Genomic DNA, 18001 nt, shown 5'->3' on the forward strand with positions numbered 1-18001 from the left:
TCTCGGCGCCGGTGGTGCCGGTCGTCGCGAGATATTGATCCGACCACTTCATCGCGGAATCCCGAGAGCCCGGCCGCCACGGCCGGGCTCTTCGCATTTGGGCGTGGATATTTCGGCGCGGATCGCGCTAGGAGAATGCGACGCAACGCGAGCTCCGCCGCTGATGACATCCGCTCCCGCTTGGGCCTGGGCCGCCTTCACTCTCATCGCCTCCGGCGGACAGACGCTGCGCAACGCTCTGCAGCGCGACCTCACCGCTTCGCTCGGCGCGGCGGGCGCGACCTTCGTGCGCTTTCTCTTCGGCTGCCCTTTCTCCTTTCTCATTCTCGCCGCCGCTTGCATGATCGCGAGCGCGCCGCCGCCGGTTCCGGACGCGCGCACGCTGCTCGTCATCGCCACGGCGGCCGCGCTGCAAATCGCGGCGACGGCGCTGATGCTCGCCTCGATGAGGGAGCGCTCCTTCGTCATCGTCACGGCGCTGCTCAAGACGGAGGCGGTACAGATCGTCGTCTTCGGAGTTTTGTTTCTGGGCGAGGCGGCGACGCCGCCGCTCGCGCTCGGCGTCCTCTCGGCGACATTCGGCGTTCTCGCTCTGTCGTTGCCCGATCCGCGGGCGGCGCTGCGCGGCGAAGCGCCCTGGCGGCCGATTCTCTATGGTCTCGGCTCGGCCGCGCTGTTCGGCGTCTCCACCGTCTGCTACCGCGAGGGGGTGCTGGCGCTCGGCGGCCCCTCATTCGTCGTCGCGGCCGCGACCGAGCTCGTTCTCGGCCTCGTCTTGCAAACGGCGCTGATCTTGCTCTATCTGAGCGTCTTCGACCGTGGGGGCCTTGCCGCCATCCTCGCCCATTGGCGAGAATCCCTGTCGGCGGGGCTGCTCGGCGCCTTTGCGACGCTGTTCTGGTTCCTGGCCTTCGCTCTCGAGACCGCGCCGCGCGTGCGCACGCTGGCGCTGATCGAAGTCTTGTTCGCGCAAATGGTCACGCGCCGAATGTTCGCGCAGAGGACCGGAGCGCGGGAATGGCTCGGCGTGGCGATGCTGATCGCCGGCGTCGCGGCCGTGTTGAACGGCGGATAGCGGCTGCGCTGGCCGCGTCCCTAGAATTGCGAGATAAGACATGGCGTCCCAGATCGACGGCCCCCGAATTCAACCCAAATCCGGCAAGGCCAAGCAGCTCGTCGTCTTCCTCCACGGCTATGGCGCGGATGGAAACGACCTCATCGAGATCGGCCGGCAATGGCGCTCCTTCCTGCCGGACGCCGCTTTCGTCTCCCCCCATGCGCCGGATCGCTGCGCTTTGTCGCCGGCCGGGCGGCAATGGTTTCCGCTGACCATGCGCGACCCGGAGGAGCGTTGGCGCGGCGTGGTGGCCACGCGCCCCCTGCTCGACGCCTTTCTGACGGAGGAGCTGGCCAAGAACGAGCTCGACGAGAGCAAATTGGCGCTCGTCGGCTTCAGCCAGGGGACGATGCTGGCGCTGCATGTCGGCTTGCGGCTGCGCCGGGCGCCCGCGGCCATTCTCGGCTATTCGGGAATATTGGTGACGGGCGCCGAGCCGGCGGACATTCCGCCGCAATTCGGGACCAAGCCGCCGGCGGTGCTGCTCGTCCATGGCGAGGAGGATTCGATGATCCCGGCGGATGCGCTGCTGCTTTCGGCCAATGCGTTGGCCAAGGCCGAAATTCCGGCGCAATGGCATCTCTCGGCCGGCCTCGACCATGGCATCGACAATGCCGGCCTGTTGCATGGCGGGCTGTTCTTGGCGAGAAGCTTCGGCCTGCCGGTCGACTTCGGGCAGCGCGGCGGACGCTGAGCCGTCCTCAGAGCGCCGGGACGCCGTTGCGGCCGGCGCCGGCGCCGACGGGCGCCAGCACCCCGTCCATCGGCGGCAGCGCGCGGCGCACGGCGCGGCGCAGTCCCGCCGGCCGGTAGAGCTGCTTCGTCGCCTCGACGATATGGACGCCGCCGCCCGGCAGCGAGAAACGTCCGGCGATGCGCTCGAAGGCCGGCGCCGAGCGCAGCAGCGAGGCGCGGGCGAAGGGCGGCACATAGAGCGCCTCGCCCCAGAAGACGGGCAGCAGCAGCGTCTCCTGCAGCAGGCTCTGGAGCTGGCCGCGCGAATAGGGGTGGCCATGGCCGAAAGGCGTTGTGTCGACCCGCGCCCACAGGCCGGAGCGGCTGGGGACGACGACGATCACCCGGCCGCCCGGCGCGAGAACGCGCCAGATCTCCTCCAGCATGTCGCGCGGCGATTCGCCGACCTCGAGCGCATGGACGACCAATATGCGGTCGACGCTGGCGTCCGGCAGCGGCATCATCGTGGTCTCGACCAGCGCCGAGGCCGAGCGGCCGCCATTGGGCCAATGGACGACGCCCTGGCCGGCGGGCATGAAGGCGAGCACGCGCTGCGCCCGCTCCTGGAAATCGATCAGATAGGGCGTGGCGTAGCCGATCCCGAGCACGCGCAGGCCGGCATGGTCGTCCCACCGGGTCCGCGCCATGCGGCCGACGAGGCGGCGCGCCACCTGGCCGAGCGGCGATCCGTAAAAATTCCGTAGGTCGACGACGTCGAGAGACATATCTGCTATTTGGCAATATCTTCGCCGCGACGCAAGCGCGCGAAACGCGCCCCTCGAAACGCGCCCCTCGAAACGACAGCGCGCGAAACGGCCGCGGCCGGGACGAGGGCGACGCGAGCCGGCGCGCCGACAGGAGCAGCGCAATGAACCTCGAGGTCGTTCAGTTCACCTGCCTCGCCGACAATTTCGGCCTGCTGCTGCGGGACGAAGCCACGGGGGCCGTCGCCTCGATCGACGCGCCCGACGCGCGCGCCATAGCGACCGAATTGTCGCGGCGCGGCTGGTCGCTCACCGATATTCTCGTCACCCATCATCACGCCGACCACATTCAGGGCGTCGCGGGGCTGAAGCAGCTCTTTCCCGCGGCGCGCGTCGTCGGTCCGCGCAAGGATCGAGAGCGCATTCCCGGCCTCGATCTCGAGGTCGGCGAGGGCGATCTGGTGACGGTCGGCGCGGCGGCGGCGCGCGTCATCGAGGCGCCGGGACATACGATCGGGCATATTCTCTATCATTTCGAGGAGGATGAGATCCTGTTCGTCGGCGACGTGCTGTTTTCCTTGGGCTGCGGCCGCGTCTTCGAGACGTCGATGGACGTCATGCATGCGACGCTCGAGCGGCTCGCCGAGCTGCCGCCGGAGACGCGCATCTATTGCGGCCACGAATACACTCAGGCCAATGCGCGTTTCGCGCGGACCGTCGATCCGCGCAACTCGCTGCTCGCCGACCGCGCCCGCGAGGTCGACGCGCTGCGCGCCGAGGGCAAGCCCACTCTGCCGACGACGATCGCCCTCGAGCTCGCGACCAATCCCTTCCTGCGCGCGGAGGACCCGCAGCTGCGGCAGGCGCTCGGCATGGAGACCGCCGACCCCGTCCGCGTCTTCGCCGAAATGCGCGAAAGGAAAAATGTGTTTCGATGACGACAGAGTCGAACGCCCCGCTCATGGCGGCGGACATTGCGCGGCTGCTGGGGCTGGAGCCGCATCCCGAAGGCGGCTTCTATCGCGAGACCTTCCGCGATGCGCGCGCGGTCGAGAACGGCCGCGCCGCCTCGACGGCGATCTATTATCTGCTCGGCGCGGGCGAGGTCTCCGCCTGGCATCGCGTCGACGCCGCCGAGATCTGGCATTTCTACGCCGGCGCGCCGCTCGCCCTCGATCTCTCGGCGACCGGCGACGCCGCCCAGCGCCATATTCTGGGGTCCGCGGTGACGCGCGGCGAGCATCCGCAGATCGTCGTTCCGGCCGGACATTGGCAGAGCGCGCGCAGCCTCGGCGCCTGGACGCTGGTCGGCTGCACCGTCGCGCCGGGCTTCGAATTTTCCCGCTTCGAGCTCGCCCCCGCCCATTTCCGGCCGCCCAGTCCCGGGGCCGAAGAATAGGCCTTTCTAAACGACCCGTTTACTTTTGGGCCCCAATACTGACCGCCATCCGTATTCTGTCGATCAGGCCCAACCGATGCAATTGCGCCATCTCGCCAATAAGGCGGTTTCCACGGGATTGCAGGCGGCCCCCTCCCCCGCCGCGGCTGTCGATCCGACCACGCAGCAGCAGCAGCCGGCGCGACCCGATTCGATCGACATACTCGCCTCCGTCGGCATGCTGACCTATGCTTGGGACATAGCGACCGATCAGCTGAGCTGGGGTGAAAACCTCGCCGACGTGCTCGCGGATTTCGCGCATGTCGATCTCTCGACGGGACGCGCCTTTGGCGAGCGGCTCGGCGCGCAGAGCGCGACCTCGCGCTTCGACGCCATCGTCATGTCGACCGGCAGCGACGACGGGCGCGGCGTGGACTTCAATGCGATCTACGCCCTCGCCCCGCCGCGCGAGACCGGCGGCGGCCCGCTCGTCTGGATCGAGGATTGCGGCAAATGGTTCGCCGGCCGCGACGGCCGCCCGATCCACGCCCATGGCGTCGTCCGCGTGATCACCGAGCGCCACGAGATGGAACGTCGGCTGACGCGCAGCGCGCAATTCGACGCGCTCACCGGAGCGATGAGCCGCGCGCTGCTCGCCGAACATTCGCTGCGCCTGCTCGGACAGCCCGAGAAGTCACGCAAGCCCTTCACCATATTGCTCGTCGCGCTCGAAAATCTGTTCGCGCTGAACCGCACCTACGGCTATGACGCCGGCGACGAGATCATCATCGGCCTGGCCTCGCGGCTGCGCGCCAATGTCCGCGTCAATGATCTCGTGGCGCGCTACGCCGGCAATAAATTCGCCGTGCTGCTCGAGAATTGCGATGTGGAGCAGGCCAAGGCGTCCGGCCAGCGGCTCATCGACGTCGTCGCTCATTCGCCTTTCGCGACCACGGCCGGCGCGATTTCGGTGGCGGCGCGGATCGGCGCCGTCGTCGCGCCCCGCGACGGCCGATCGCCGGCGGTTCTGTTCCAGCACGCGGAAGAGGCGCTCGACGCCGCGCGTCAGCGCAACGCTCAGCGGCTCGTCTGCTACGCCACCTCGCTCGCCCGCGACAATGGGCGGCTGCATGCTCTGCAGATCTCCGACAGCGTCGTTTCGGCGCTCAACGAGCGTCGCGTCGAGCTCGCCTTTCAGCCGATCGTCTCCGCTCAGTCCGGCGGCACGGCTTTCTACGAGGCTCTGCTGCGCGTGCGGCTCGCCGACGGCGTCATCGTCGTTCCCGGCGACATTCTGCCGATCGCCGAGAAATCCGGGCTCGTGCGCCTCTTGGACCAGCGCGTCCTCGAGCTGGCGCTCACGCGGCTGCGCGCCGACCCGTCGCTGCATCTTTCGGTGAACGCCTCGGTCACCACGCTGCATGATCCGGAATGGCCGGAATGGCTGGCCAATGCGACGCGGGTCTATTCGGGCGTCGCCGATCGCCTCACCATCGAGATCACCGAGACCACGCTGATCGACGATTTCGACAAGACGCGGCAGCTGATCATCGACTGCAAGCGTCTCGGCATCAAATTCGCCATGGATGATTTCGGCGCCGGACACACATCCTTCCGCAATCTGCGCCTGCTGGACTTCGACTTCGTCAAGATCGACGGCGTCTTCATCCAGAACATCATCAAATCGGAGGATGATCGCTTCTTCGTCCGCACCCTCACCGATCTCGCCAAGCATCTCGGCCTGAAGATCGTCGCGGAATGGGTGGAGGACGAAGCGACCGCGCAGCTGCTGCGCGACTGGGGCGTGGACTTCTTCCAGGGCTCGCTGTTCGGCTCGGCGGTGATACCGTCCTTGCCGGGCGCGGCTCACGACCTCGCGCGCCGCGCCTGAGACGAGAGGTCTTCCGCTCGAACACTCTGCTCGAGCGGAAAGCGGCAAGCTCTTGTTGGACGAAGCGTCAGCCGCTCTTGTTGGACAATTGGTCGATGCGCTTGTTCAGCTCGTCGAGCTGGCGCTTCATCTCGTCGAGATCGGAGCGCGGCGGCGCTTCCGCAGCCGCCGCGGTCTCGGTGGCGGCGGCCGGCTCGGCAGGCAGGCCGAAGGGATTGAACATGGTGAGCGCGTGGCGGAACACCGCCATATTCTTGCGCGCCTGCTCCTCGAGCGACTGAAAGGCCTGACGGGTCGGCGCGCCGAAGGGAGCGCCCTCCAGCGCCTGCGACACTTGATCGCGAAACTTCTGCTGGTCGCGCGTCAGCCGGTCGATGCTGAACTCGAGATAGCTCGGCACCAGCATCTGCATCGAATCGCCGTAGAAGCGGATCAGCTGGCGCAGAAACGCGATCGGCAGCAGGCTCTGGCCATCCTTGCCCTCCTGCTCGAAGATGATCTGCGTCAGCACCGGGCGGGTGATATCCTCCCCCGACTTGGCGTCGCAGACGACGAAATCCTCGCCGCGCTTGACCATGGCCGCGAGATCCTCGAGCGTGACATAGGTGCTCGTGCCCGTGTCATAGAGACGCCGATTGGCGTATTTCTTGATCGTCGTCGGCTTTTTTTCGGTCGCCATGTGCCCGCCGCCTCCGTCGCCCTGGCGCGCCGCCACGATCTTCTCGGAGCCGGCTGACTGAGCCCCGGCGCCCTTCTCATATTTCGGCGTGCGTAGCAAAATGTCCTCGCTTCTCGTCCAGCGACGCGCATTGCGGCCGCAACTCTCGTCGAACGATAGCCGCATACGGACGCATCCCGCAATAAATTCGTCGAGAAAAGGTTTTTTCGGTCCGCCGCGGCCGGTTCTGGACGCCGGAGCCTCTCGATCCGCGCCGCGGCCTCGGCTATATTGTCCAAATCAGTCGTGCGACCGCCCGGGAGCCCGGAGGCGGATAGGAGGACGACATGTCGATCACCCAGCCGCCGATCACCGAACCGCCGATCACGATCGCCAAGCTGACGATCGCCAAGCTGCTGATCGCGGCGGCCGCAGCGCTCCTCGTCGGGGCCTGCAACACCACGAGCCTGGCCGAGCAACGCTCCGCCGACGAGGCGCGCTGCCGAAGCTACGGATTCCGGCCGGGAACCGACCCATTTTCCAAATGCCTGCTGCAGGTAGACCTCGATCGTTCCGCCGATCGGCGCGCCTCCCGCTACGACTCTCCCTCTTACGGCTTCGGGCCGCGCGGCTATTATTGGGGCCGCGGCTGGTGGTGAGCGCGCAATCCCGGCGAAAATCGGATGGAAAGCAGGCGATTCCACGATTTTTCGCCGCAATGCGGCATGCCGTTTCCCGCAGCGCAGCAATACGGTAAGGAGAGGCGTGCAGAGGGCGAGCCCTGCCGAGCGCCGCGCGCTTGAGGCGGGCCCGTCTATATGCGAAACAGCGCGCGAAGGCGGCGCGCGCGGCGGCCGATTCGTGACGAATCGGCGTCCTGGCCCCTTTGGGCGCCGGAGGACGCCGGCGAGAGCGAGACAGGCCGGAATCGGAATTGGGCTCATGTTGTTCAACATCGAAGCCGACCGTGGCGACCAGATCGTCGGCTATGTCGTTCCGGATGATTACTCCGCCTCGCCGACGCTTCGCATCACCCAGAGCGGCATAGAGATAGCGGAGCTGCCCTGCCGCGAGGCGCGACCGTCGCTGGTGGCGGCCGGGCGGCATGCGACGGGCCTTTGCGGATTCACCGTCGACGATTCGATCGTTCCCGATCTCGCTCTGAATCAGAGCCTCGAGATTCGCGAGGCCGAGTCCGGCATCATGATCTACCGGCGGCGCAACGACTCGGAGGTCACGCACCGGCGCGTCTTTCGCCTGGAGACGCATCTCTTTCCGCTGTGGCGGCTGGACGAGAAGGTCGAGCACAGGTTTCAATTCTTCCACAAGGGCGTCGAGCGGCATGGACGCGAGACCGCGCTGCAAGTGTTCCTGCTCGACAACGTCACCTCGCTCTATGTGAGCGGCCGGCTGACATTCAGCACCTATTCCAATTACATACACGACAAGTTCAAGACCATCATCCTCATTCACGACCCCTATCTCGAGCTCGCCGAGCGGCTGCTGACCTTGAAGCATGTGTCGCGCTTCGGCGACGAGCTGCTCGGGGCGAGAGACATGATCTCCTTTCAGCGGGCGATCGAGTTCGCGCAGCAGATCGAGCCGGACGGCTCCGGGCTGCGGCGGGCCTTCGACGCGATGCCGCGCGACGTCATCGGCACTTTGGCCAATCCGCTGACGCGGCAGCTCGCCTCCGAAGCGCTGGACGAGCCGCCGCCCAAGAACGGCGTCGCCAAGGCGCTCGCCGCTCTGGCCAGCTTCACCGTGGTCGGATTGCGGGAAAGTCAGGATCGCTTTCTCGAGGAAGTCGAGGCTCTGCTCGACATAGAGCAGGCGACGCTGCCGACGATTCCCGATTTCGCGGCCGTGGGCGATCTGGCGCGCGAGCTGCGCCGGCTGCCGGAGGTCGAGCTGCTGCTGGAGCAGGATCTCGAAATCTACCAGACCGCGAAATCGGCGATCGAGGAGGCCTTTTGACGACAATGCATGACGCCGCGACGGCCACGGCCGCCTCGCGCTCGCCGCTTTCGGCGCGAATTGTCGGCAGACCCCGATGATCGAGACCAAACCGCCGCTCGACGAGCAGGACGAACGCATCCGCACGCGCCCTGTCGCGCGGTCTTCGCGCTCGCTCGTTCCGGCCGCTTGGCTGCGGCCGCTCGCCCATGCGCCCGAGGCCGCGCGTCAGCTCGTCGAGCAGGTCGAGCGCATCGCGACGGAAGCCAATCGCGCGCTGGAGAGCCGCACCAGAATTCCGCCGCTCTGGCTGAGCTTCATCGCCTTCGTGATCGTCCCCTCTTTCGCCGCGGCGGTCTATTTCGCCTTTTTCGCGGCCGATCAATACGCCGTCGAGACGCGCTTTGCGGTGCGCGCCATCGAATTGGAGGCGGTCGCGACGCCCAAGGGCGAATCTGCGACCTTCACCTTCACGCCCTCCGGCCAGAACGCCCATATCGTGACGAGCTACATCCGCAGCCGAGCGATCGTCACGGATGTCATGGCCAAGCTCGATCTGCGCGCGATCTACCGTCGGCCGGAAGCCGATTTCCTGACCCGCCTGAGGCGCAATGCGACGATCGACGAGCTGACCGACTATTGGCAGTCCATGGTCGAGACCACTGTCGACGCCAATTCCAGCCTCGTCACCGTCGATGTCCGCGCCTTCCGCAAGGAGGACGCCTATGCGCTCGCCTCCGCCATCGTCGCGGCGAGCGAGGCGCTGGTCAACCGCATTTCCGTGCGGGCGCGACGCGACGCCACCGCAATGGCGGAGAAGGACGTGCGCCGCTCCTACGAAGCGGTGCAGGCGGCGCTGGCCGATCTCCACAAATTCCGCGACGAGTTCGGCGTGATCGACCCGACCCTGACCGGCACCGAGATCGGCCGCCTGCTCGCGCCGCTCGTCGCGCAGAAGATCAAGCTCGACAGCGAGCTATTCGTCTCCGCCCATGAATTGGCGCCCGACGCGCCGACGGTGCGGGTTCTGCGCGAGCAGCGCGACTCCACGGAACGACAGATCAAGGAGTTGAAGGGGAAGCTCACCTCCAATGACGGAATAGGCGCGTCCGGCTCCACCCTGGCCGGAATTCTGGCGAAATTCGAGGAGCTGGAGGTCGGCAAAGCCATGGCCGAACGCTTTTACGCGCTCTCCAAGGCCGATCTCGACCGCGCGCAATTGCGCGCCAATCGGCAGAGCATCTATCTGACCGTCTTCGTTCCCCCCGCGCCCCCCGAGATCTCGCGCTATCCGCACCGGGTGACATTCCCCCTGCTGATCTTCCTCGGCTTCGCCATCGTATGGGGAATCGTCGCCCTGCTCATCGCCACCATCGAAGACCACAGGCTCTGAGCGTTCGAATCCACCGAACGCCGGACCGCGCGTCGCGGCGTCACAAATGACTTTACCCGGCGACAGAATCGAACGAATCTGAAGCGAAGGAGAGGTCTGCGATCGATGGCGACGATGGACGGCGATTTCTGGGTGTTCGGCTATGGTTCGTTGATGTGGCGGCCGGGTTTCGAATTTCTCGAGAGCGCCCTCGCCTGGGTGCATGGCTACCACCGATCGCTCTGCGTCTTCTCCCATGTCCACCGCGGAACCCGCGAGCGGCCGGGCCTGGTGCTAGGCCTCGACTATGGCGGCTCTTGTCTCGGCGTCGCCTTTCGCGTCCCCGGCGCGACGCGCGAGGAGACGATCGCCTATCTTCGCGCCCGCGAATTGGTGACCTCCGTCTATCTCGAGCGCACGGTCGGGCTGCGCTTCGCCGAGGGCGGCTCGGCCCGCGCGCTCGCCTTCATCGTCGATCGCGCCCATGAGCAATATGCCGGACGCCTGTCGATCGACGAAATGACGCGGCTCGTGCAGGGCGGCGTCGGCGCCTCGGGCGACAACCCCTCCTATGTCCGCAACACGCACGAGCATCTCCAGCAGCTCGACATCCATGATCCGGCCCTCGCCGAGATCGTGCGCCGGCTCTCCGCCGCGCCGACGATCGCCGCCGTCGCCGCCGAGCGCGCCTGACAGATCAGTTCAGCAAGGCTCTGGCGAGACAGCGCGCGACCTCGGGCAGCGCACAAAAGCGCACATGCCATTCATTCACCCCCAGCGCGCCGGCGGCGAGCCGCGCACGCCGCCCGCTCGGCGTATCGAGCTCCTCCGCCAGCAATACGCAGACCGGACGGCGCTGGCCGGCGTCCCACGCCACGCCGATAACGACGGCGCGCGCGAACCCCGCCACCAGCGCCTCCTCCTCGGCGGGAAAGATCGTGCACACATAATGTTCGCCATCGGCCGCGCGCCACGAATAGAAACGCTCCCGAAGCGACGTTTTATCCAGCGCCGCCAATTCCCGGCCGCGAATGATGGACTTTTCCGCCGGTCTCCTATCCCGGCGCACCCGATCGACGACGAACATGACGACCCTCACGAAAAGGACTCGACGGAAGACAAGAACAAAATTAGAACATAAAAAGAACTTTTGTCAAACATGGATCGAGCCGGAAGAGGGCTGCGAGCTCGGGGCAGCGAGCAGACGGATTCCAGCGTGATGGCCGCGCTCGTCGCGCCGCGACGACGCGAAAAGCCGAGAACACGGGCGGACAACGCCGCTTCTTCTCCCCGCGTGTCGCAATGTCCTGGCGTGGGCGGCTTGGCGTGGATGTCCCGGCGCGGGCGGCCGCGACGAGCGCGCCATGTCGTGGCTGCGTCGGTCAGCTGCTCTCTCTACGCCGCCGCGGAGCCGCCCTCGGTGCGCAGCCAGGCGGCGCCGCAGGCGCGCGCCAATTCACGCACGCGCAGAATATAGCTCTGCCGCTCGGTGACCGAGATCACGCCGCGCGCGTCCAGCAGATTGAAGGCGTGGCTGGCCTTGATGCACTGATCATAGGCCGGCAGCGCCATCAGATGGCGCTCGCCTTCGCCCTTGTCGCCGAAGGCGAGCAGAGCGCGACATTCGGCCTCGGCGGCGCGGAAGTCGGAGAACAGCTTCTCCGTGTCGGCGGCCTCGAAATTATGCCGCGAATATTCCTGCTCGGCCTGCCGGAAGACGTCGGCGTAAGTGACCTTGTCCTCGTCGCCGCCGTTGAAATTCAGCTCCATGATCGAATCGACGCCCTGCAAATAGCAGGCGAGGCGCTCGAGTCCGTAGGTCAGCTCGCCGGCGACCGGCGCGCAATCGAAGCCGGCCACCTGCTGAAAATAGGTGAATTGCGAGATCTCCATGCCGTCGCACCAGCACTCCCAGCCGAGCCCCCAGGCGCCGAGAGTCGGGCTCTCCCAATCGTCCTCGACGAAGCGGATATCATGCAGCCTCGTGTCGACGCCGATCGCCTCGAGCGAGGCGAGATAGAGCGACTGCAAATCCGGCGGCGAGGGCTTCAAGATCACCTGATACTGATAGAAATGCTGGAGACGATTGGGGTTTTCGCCATAGCGGCCATCCTTGGGACGCCGGCTCGGCTGCACATAGGCGGCCTTCCAGGGCTTGGGGCCGAGCGCCCGCAGCGTGGTGGCGGGATGAAAGGTGCCGGCGCCCATCTCCATATCGTAAGGCTGCAGAATGACGCAGCCCTGCGCCGCCCAGAAATTCTGCAGGGTCAGGATGAGGCCCTGGAACGAGCGGGAAGGCGAAAGTCGGTCTGGCGCGGTCATTTGCATCGATTCCTATGCTGCGGCCGGCAGGCTAATCGCCGCGCGCGCGCCGGTCAACGCGGCCGGGCGCTTGCAAAAAAGCCACGCCGCGGCGTCGATTCCGAGACGATATCCCACCCCTCGCACCCGCCTTGCATTCCCATGTCGTCGCCGGCGGCGTGACAATAGCGCGGCGGGGCATGCTGCTGGCCTGTCGGGAAGCGTGGCTCCACTCATGCAGCCTATTCATAGCGACATGAAAAATATGCATTTAGGACCCGGAAAGCCCACGCCCTAGAAATTCCGGACGGCGACAAAAGCCGAAAGGGAGGAACAAATGACGATTCTCGCGGAAGTCTTGGCGGCGAACGGCAATTATGCCGCGGATTTCGGAGACAAGGCGCAGCTCGCTTTGCCGCCCGCGCGGCGTTTCGCGATACTGACCTGCATGGACGCGCGACTCGACCCCGCCAAATACGCCGGCCTTTCGGAGGGCGACGCGCATGTGATTCGCAATGCGGGCGGCCGCGCCTCCGACGACGCCATTCGCTCGCTGATCATCTCGCACAAGCTGCTCGGCACGCTCGAATGGTTCGTGATCCACCATTCCGATTGCGGCATGGAGCTGTTCTGCGACGAGGTGATGGCCGATCTTCTGGACGACAGCCTGGCGACGGCCTCCTTCGACGGAACGACATGGACCAATCCCAGCCACGGCGGCGGCTGCACGGGCGGCCATTTCGTGAAATGGCTCACCATCGAGTCGCAGGAAGAGAGCGTCTATCAGGACGTGAAGCGCATCCGCGAGCATCCGCTGGCGCCGAAAAATATCCCGATCTACGGCTTCATCTATGATGTGAAGAGCGGCAAGCTCAACGAGGTTCCGAAAGCGACCGAAGCCGGCCGCGCCTGAACGAAAAAAGCCCGACGCGCTGCGCCGGGCTTTTTTATCGTCATCGCGAGCTTGATCGCTTCGTCGCGCCACGGCTCGCGGATGACGTTCACATCTTGCAGCCGGCCGAGCTCGGCAGGAGCGAGAGCTCGGTCATCTCGCCGGTGAGCGCGAAATCGCCATAGTCGAGCTTCAGCGCGCGCGAGATGCCGTTCTCATAGAGGTCGAAGGACAGCACATAGACCGGCTGCTCGTCGCGCTTGCCGGGCTCGAAATAGGAGATCGACACCGGCCAGCGCTTCAGCCCGGCGAGCTCCTTGATCTGCGCGGCCTTTTCGGTGACGACGCCATTGGTCGGCCGGCCGATCACGCTCATCGTGTCGAAGACCTTCTCGCCGTCGCCGGAGCCGTCGAACACCTTGGCCTCGAGAATGCGCTCGTCGGCGAGCGCGGCGGCGAGGATGTGGCGCAAATGCTCGGTCGGGAACAGCGCGCCGCCGTCGAGCGAGAGCGTCGACTGCTTGGGCCGGGCGAGATCGACCGAGAGCGAGGCGCCGGTCTTCTTCTTGGCCTTGCCGTCGATGTCCTCGGCCTGGACATTGTCCAGCTTGGTCTCGATGCGGAAGCGGAAGTCCTTGCCGTCGCCGGCCTCGAATGTCGCCGAGCGCATGTCGGAGAGGCGCGGCGGCCCTTCGGCCGGCTGCAGCTCGGTGATCTGGCGGAAATTCTGCACCCAGCCCTCGCAAGAGGAGCCGGTGAAATCGAAGGCGATGCGGCCGCGCGCCGCGGTCGGGGCCTTGCTGCCGGAGGCCTGCCCCAGCGTCAGATCATAGACGGCGCGATGCGGCGCCAGCTGCGGCTGAGCGGCGACGGCCGCGACTGTGGCGGCGGCGTCGGCCTGCGCCAGATGCGGCGCCAGCGCGAGCAAGGAGGCGCAGGCGAGAGCAGCGCCGATGATGTGTTTCAGAGCCATGTGGGGTCTTTCTCCCTCTGTCGAGCTCGAGTTGGCTATGGTCCGGCGTCTCCCGGGCGCTTCGCGTCGACGACGACAGCGGCTGGAGGGTGCCTCTCTTCGCTTCGGCGTCGTCGCTGCGCGCTGCGCTCGCGCGACCACTCTATCTCGGGCGAGCGAGATGTCGAGGCGAAGTCTCGCCGGACGCATTGCCTCCCGACCTTGGCCAAATTACGGTCGGCGACAAAGACCCCGGAATTGTCAGAGATTCGGAAAGGAACGCATGATGACCGACACGGCGCAGACGCCGCTGGCCCGGCTCGAGGCCTTAGGACTGACCCTCCCCACACCGGCGGCTCCGGTCGCCAATTACGTCCCCTGGACGCGTTCCGGCAATTTTGTGTTCGTCTCCGGACAATTGCCCGTCGGGCCCGGCGGCGCGATCGATCCCGCGCATAAGGGCAAGCTCGGCGCGTCCGTCACGCTCGAGGCCAGCCAGGCCGCGGCGCGCGTCGCCGCGCTCAATCTTCTGGCGCAGGCGGCCGCGGCGGCGGGCGGCGATCTTTCCAAGCTGCGCGCGCTGCGGCTCGGCGGCTTCATCAACAGCGCCGGCGATTTCGGCCAGCTCCCGCAAGTGCTGAACGGCGCCTCCGATCTCGTCGCCACAGTGCTCGGCGAGAATGGCCGCCATGCGCGCTTCGCCGTCGGCGTCGCGCAGCTTCCGCTCGACGCGGCGGTGGAAGTGGACGGAACCTTCGAAATAGTGGAGTAGGCGATGACGCGCGGCGGCGGCGTTCCCTATCATTGGCTCACCGAACATAAGATCGCGCATAGAGGCCTGCACGATCCAGCGCTCGGAATCGTCGAGAACTCGCTATCGGCTGCACGCGCCGCCGCCTGCGCAGGCTACGCCATAGAATGCGACGTGCAGGCGAGCGCCGATGGCGAGGTCGTCGTCTTCCATGACGAGACCTTGGAGCGGCTGACCGACGGAACCGGGCGTCTCGACGCGCTGAACCATTTCGAGATCGCGCGCTTGACGCTGCGCGGAACGCGCGAGGGCGTGCCGAGCCTGCGCGCTTTCCTCGCGACGATCGGCGGACATGTTCCGCTGTTCATCGAGATCAAGAGCCGTTTCGACGGCGATCTCGCCCTCGCCCGCCATGTCGCGGAGATCGTCGCGCATTATCACGGCGTCGCGGCGATCGAGAGCTTCGATCCGGCGCCGATCGCCGAATTGCGCGCGCATTTCGACGCTCTCGGCATTGCCGGCGCGCCGCTCGGGATCGTCGCGCAGGCCTCTTATGACGGCGCGGATTGGAGCTTTCTCACCGCCGCGCAGCGGGAGGAGCTGACGCAATTCTCGCATGTCGAGCGCACGCGTCCGGATTTTCTCTCCTGGAACGTCGCCGATCTGCCGAATGAGATTCCACGCCGCTGCCGCGAGGAGCGCGGCATTCCCGTCACGACATGGACCGTGCGCGACGCGGAACAGGCGAAGGCGGCGCTCGCCTTCGCCGATCAGATCGTCTTCGAGGGATTTACGCCGTAGCGCCCCCTCCCCTGCTATCGCGGGAGAGGGAGAGGGCGCTTCGTCGATTCACGGAGTCGACGGCGCGGTCACCGCCGGCGTCGAGACATGCGCGGCGAGCGCATCGCGCAGCGCCTGCTCCTTGCTGTGGTCGAGCGAGGTCTTGAGCACGACGCCGCCGGTTCCCTTCACCGCATCGAGCAGCTTGTCGGCCGTCAGCTTGCGGATCAGCACGAAGAGAGCGGCGTTGCCGGGCTGAAGCGTCTCCGAGAGCTGCTTCATGAAAGCGTCGTTGATCCCGTAATCGGTGAGCGCGCCGCTGAGCGCGCCCGCGCCCGCGCCGATCGCCGCGCCGAGCAGCGGATTGAGAAAGATGAGCCCGATCAGCGCGCCCCAGAAGGTGCCGCTGACGGCGCCGGCCGCGGTGGTGTTGATGAGCTGATTCAGCTTCACATGGCCGCTCGGCTCCTTCACCGCTATGACCGCGTCGCTGATCTCGATCACATACTCCTTCTGCAGATCGAATAGTTTCTGCCGTATCTCCTCGGCCTTGGCCTCGGTCGGATAGACGATGACAACGAGATCGGACATGAAAGCTCTCCTCTTGTCGGACGACGCGCATCCTCATCGAAACGCGTGAACGTGTCGTTGCGACGACCGCGCGAATGCGAGGCGACGAGGCGCGCTCCGCCGCCAATCGGCGAAACGCGCGACGGAGCGCATCGTTTCCGCTGGTTTTTATCTAGGGCTGAATCGCGACGATCCGACGCCAGGCCGCCGGCAGTCGATCGATAATGTCGTCCGCGATGAGGCCGGGACCGAAATCATCCGCCGCCGCCGCGTGCATCCAGACGGCGCAGGAGGCCGCGGCGAAAGGCTCCATTCCCTGCGCCAGCAGGCCGGCGACGATTCCGGTGAGGACGTCGCCCGAGCCCGCGGTGGCCAGCCAGGGCGAGGCCGCCGGCATGATCGAGGCGCGCCCGTCCGGCGCGGCGACGACCGTGTCCGGTCCCTTGAAGATGATCACGGCGCCGATCTCGCGGGCGGCGTCACGCGTGCGCTCGAGCTTGGAGATGGGCGCGCCGCTGATGGTCTTCTCCCAGCGCTGGCCGTGAAAGAGCCGCGCGAACTCGCCGCCGTGCGGGGTCAGCACCACCGGCCCCGGCGCCGCGCCGATCGCCTCGCGCAGGCGATCCGGCGCCAGAGCGAAGCTCGTCAGCGCATCGGCGTCGAGCACTGCGGCGCGACGCTCCGACGCGGGCGCGAGCACGGTCTCGACCAGAGCGCAGCTCGCCTCGCCGACGCCCAGGCCCGGCCCCAGAGCGACGACATTCTTGCGCTTGTCCTCGAGCAGCGCGGAGAGGCCGGCCGGCCCGTCGGCGACGCGCAGCATCACCGCGGTCAGCGCCGGCGCGTTGACGGCGAAGGCCTCCTGCGGCGTCCCCAGAGTGACGAGCCCGGCGCCGGCGCGCAACGCCGCCAGAGCGGAGAGTCGCGCCGCCCCCGTATGCGAGGCGCCGCCGGAGACCACCACCGCATGGCCGCGCGCATATTTATGGCCCTCGACGCTCGGCAGGCGCAGCGCGTCGCGCCAGGCGGCCGGCTCGTTGACGAAGGTCTGCGGCTGAATTTTCTCCAGAACATTCGACCTTATGCCGATATGGGCGCAGGAGATCGTCCCGCAGCGCAGCCGGCCCGGCAGCAGCAGATGACCGCATTTCAAGCGAAAGAAGGTCACTGTCGAATCGGCCTGCACGGCGACGCCGCGAATGGCGCCGCTGGTGCCGTCGACGCCCGAAGGAATGTCGATGGCGATGATCTTCTGCTTGGTCTCCGCGCGCCAGGCGTTGAGGCGCAGGATCAGCTCGGCGGCCGGCCCGTCCAGGTCGCGCGCGAGGCCGGTGCCGAACAGCGCGTCGATGACGAGGTCGACGCCCTTGAAATCGCAAATGGCGGCGTCCTCGACGCGGCCGTCCCAGCTCGCCGCGGCCTCGCGCGCGTCGCCATGCAGCGTATCGGGCGGCGTGAGCGCGGCGACGCGAACCTTGAAGCGCTGGCTGCGCAATATGCGGGCGGCGACATAGCCGTCGCCGCCATTATTGCCGGGACCGCAGAGCACCAGCACGCGCCGCCCCGCCGTCTTCACCAGAAAGGCGGTGGCGGCCGCGGCGATGGCGGCGGCGGCCTTCTCCATCAACGCCATGCCGGCGACGCCGCTCTCTATGGTGAGGCGATCGGCGCGCGCCATTTGCGCTGTGGTCAAAAGTTCGGGCGGGTAGGGTCCGAGCGGCATGGCGCGATGGTGGCCGAAGGCGCTTGCCTCCGCAACGCCTTTTCCGAGCGGCGCCCCGCTGCGGCCGAGGCCCGCGCTTTTTTGACGCGTTCCGGGCCGCCGGGGCGTCTTCCTCGATATGGCTCTCCGATTCTCGCGGCGCGGCGTCGTCAGGGCGCGCTGGGATCGCCCCCGGGATGCGCGGCGCGCTTCGTCAGGCGAGACGACAGGACGAAACCGCT

General features: G+C 66.9%; 19 protein-coding genes. 12 read left to right on the forward strand and 7 right to left on the reverse strand.

The window, feature by feature from the left end:
• Positions 1 to 163 precede the first annotated feature (163 nt).
• Positions 164 to 1075, forward strand: coding sequence for a DMT family transporter (locus tag VIF40_RS19720; protein ID WP_331939224.1), 912 nt, complete (start codon positions 164 to 166; stop codon positions 1073 to 1075).
• Between the two features lie 40 nt (positions 1076 to 1115).
• On the forward strand, positions 1116 to 1811 hold the full coding sequence (locus VIF40_RS19725; protein WP_331939225.1) for an alpha/beta hydrolase: 696 nt from the start codon (positions 1116 to 1118) through the stop codon (positions 1809 to 1811).
• Positions 1812 to 1818: 7 nt separating this feature from the next.
• Here the strand turns inward: VIF40_RS19725 and VIF40_RS19730 are convergent, their stop codons facing one another.
• Positions 1819 to 2577, reverse strand: a complete 759-nt coding sequence (locus VIF40_RS19730) for a class I SAM-dependent methyltransferase (RefSeq protein WP_331939226.1) — start codon at positions 2575 to 2577, stop codon at positions 1819 to 1821.
• 143 nt (positions 2578 to 2720) lie between these two features.
• Between VIF40_RS19730 and gloB the strand changes: the two genes are divergently transcribed.
• From gloB to VIF40_RS19745, 3 genes are all read left to right on the forward strand, one after another.
• Positions 2721 to 3494 carry a hydroxyacylglutathione hydrolase gene (gloB, locus tag VIF40_RS19735; RefSeq protein ID WP_331939227.1) on the forward strand — a complete coding sequence of 258 codons (774 nt, stop codon included), beginning with the start codon at positions 2721 to 2723 and terminating at the stop codon, positions 3492 to 3494.
• Complete coding sequence (locus VIF40_RS19740; RefSeq protein WP_331939228.1) at positions 3491 to 3955, forward strand: cupin domain-containing protein; 465 nt, start codon at positions 3491 to 3493, stop codon at positions 3953 to 3955. Before gloB ends, VIF40_RS19740 begins: the two co-directional genes overlap by 4 nt.
• 76 nt (positions 3956 to 4031) lie before the next feature.
• Positions 4032 to 5825: a bifunctional diguanylate cyclase/phosphodiesterase gene (locus tag VIF40_RS19745; RefSeq protein WP_331939229.1), complete on the forward strand. Its 1794-nt coding sequence runs from the start codon at positions 4032 to 4034 to the stop codon at positions 5823 to 5825.
• Positions 5826 to 5892: 67 nt separating this feature from the next.
• Here the strand turns inward: VIF40_RS19745 and phaR are convergent, their stop codons facing one another.
• Entirely contained in the window at positions 5893 to 6504 is a 612-nt protein-coding gene (phaR, locus tag VIF40_RS19750; RefSeq protein ID WP_331939256.1) for a polyhydroxyalkanoate synthesis repressor PhaR, read from the reverse strand.
• A 326-nt stretch (positions 6505 to 6830) separates the two neighbouring features.
• Here phaR and VIF40_RS19755 point away from each other — a divergent pair, with 326 nt between their 5' ends.
• From VIF40_RS19755 to VIF40_RS19770, 4 genes are all read left to right on the forward strand, one after another.
• A complete protein-coding gene (locus tag VIF40_RS19755) occupies positions 6831 to 7142 on the forward strand; it encodes a hypothetical protein (RefSeq protein ID WP_331939230.1) in 312 nt (103 codons plus the stop codon).
• A gap of 283 nt (positions 7143 to 7425) precedes the next feature.
• Positions 7426 to 8460 carry a hypothetical protein gene (locus VIF40_RS19760; RefSeq protein WP_331939231.1) on the forward strand — a complete coding sequence of 345 codons (1035 nt, stop codon included), beginning with the start codon at positions 7426 to 7428 and terminating at the stop codon, positions 8458 to 8460.
• A gap of 76 nt (positions 8461 to 8536) precedes the next feature.
• Positions 8537 to 9832, forward strand: coding sequence for a capsule biosynthesis protein (locus VIF40_RS19765; protein WP_331939232.1), 1296 nt, complete (start codon positions 8537 to 8539; stop codon positions 9830 to 9832).
• A 105-nt stretch (positions 9833 to 9937) separates the two neighbouring features.
• On the forward strand, positions 9938 to 10504 hold the full coding sequence (locus VIF40_RS19770; RefSeq protein WP_331939233.1) for a gamma-glutamylcyclotransferase: 567 nt from the start codon (positions 9938 to 9940) through the stop codon (positions 10502 to 10504).
• Positions 10505 to 10508: 4 nt separating this feature from the next.
• On the opposite strand, the gene VIF40_RS19775 is transcribed toward VIF40_RS19770, so the two are convergent.
• Together VIF40_RS19775 and VIF40_RS19780 are read right to left on the reverse strand one after the other, a co-directional pair.
• Positions 10509 to 10898 (reverse strand): hypothetical protein, encoded by a 390-nt coding sequence (locus tag VIF40_RS19775; RefSeq protein WP_331939234.1) that lies wholly within the window; start codon positions 10896 to 10898, stop codon positions 10509 to 10511.
• A gap of 308 nt (positions 10899 to 11206) precedes the next feature.
• Positions 11207 to 12133 carry a glycine--tRNA ligase subunit alpha gene (locus tag VIF40_RS19780; RefSeq protein ID WP_331939235.1) on the reverse strand — a complete coding sequence of 309 codons (927 nt, stop codon included), beginning with the start codon at positions 12131 to 12133 and terminating at the stop codon, positions 11207 to 11209.
• 316 nt (positions 12134 to 12449) lie between these two features.
• Between VIF40_RS19780 and VIF40_RS19785 the strand changes: the two genes are divergently transcribed.
• The gene (locus VIF40_RS19785) at positions 12450 to 13025 is read left to right on the forward strand and encodes a carbonic anhydrase (protein WP_331939236.1); all 576 of its coding nucleotides are present in this window, start codon (positions 12450 to 12452) and stop codon (positions 13023 to 13025) included.
• 88 nt (positions 13026 to 13113) lie between these two features.
• Here VIF40_RS19785 and VIF40_RS19790 read toward each other — a convergent pair whose 3' ends face one another.
• A complete protein-coding gene (locus tag VIF40_RS19790) occupies positions 13114 to 13977 on the reverse strand; it encodes a cell envelope integrity EipB family protein (protein WP_331939237.1) in 864 nt (287 codons plus the stop codon).
• Between the two features lie 265 nt (positions 13978 to 14242).
• Between VIF40_RS19790 and VIF40_RS19795 the strand changes: the two genes are divergently transcribed.
• Positions 14243 to 14728 carry a RidA family protein gene (locus VIF40_RS19795; protein WP_331939257.1) on the forward strand — a complete coding sequence of 162 codons (486 nt, stop codon included), beginning with the start codon at positions 14243 to 14245 and terminating at the stop codon, positions 14726 to 14728.
• A gap of 3 nt (positions 14729 to 14731) precedes the next feature.
• On the forward strand, positions 14732 to 15508 hold the full coding sequence (locus VIF40_RS19800) for a glycerophosphodiester phosphodiesterase family protein (protein WP_331939238.1): 777 nt from the start codon (positions 14732 to 14734) through the stop codon (positions 15506 to 15508).
• Positions 15509 to 15556: 48 nt separating this feature from the next.
• Here VIF40_RS19800 and VIF40_RS19805 read toward each other — a convergent pair whose 3' ends face one another.
• The gene (locus tag VIF40_RS19805) at positions 15557 to 16078 is read right to left on the reverse strand and encodes a DUF1269 domain-containing protein (RefSeq protein WP_331939239.1); all 522 of its coding nucleotides are present in this window, start codon (positions 16076 to 16078) and stop codon (positions 15557 to 15559) included.
• Between the two features lie 151 nt (positions 16079 to 16229).
• Entirely contained in the window at positions 16230 to 17780 is a 1551-nt protein-coding gene (locus VIF40_RS19810) for an NAD(P)H-hydrate dehydratase (protein ID WP_331939240.1), read from the reverse strand.
• Positions 17781 to 18001 lie beyond the last annotated feature (221 nt).

This window comes from Methylosinus sp. (assembly GCF_036560965.1).
Taxonomy (GTDB): domain Bacteria; phylum Pseudomonadota; class Alphaproteobacteria; order Rhizobiales; family Beijerinckiaceae; genus Methylosinus.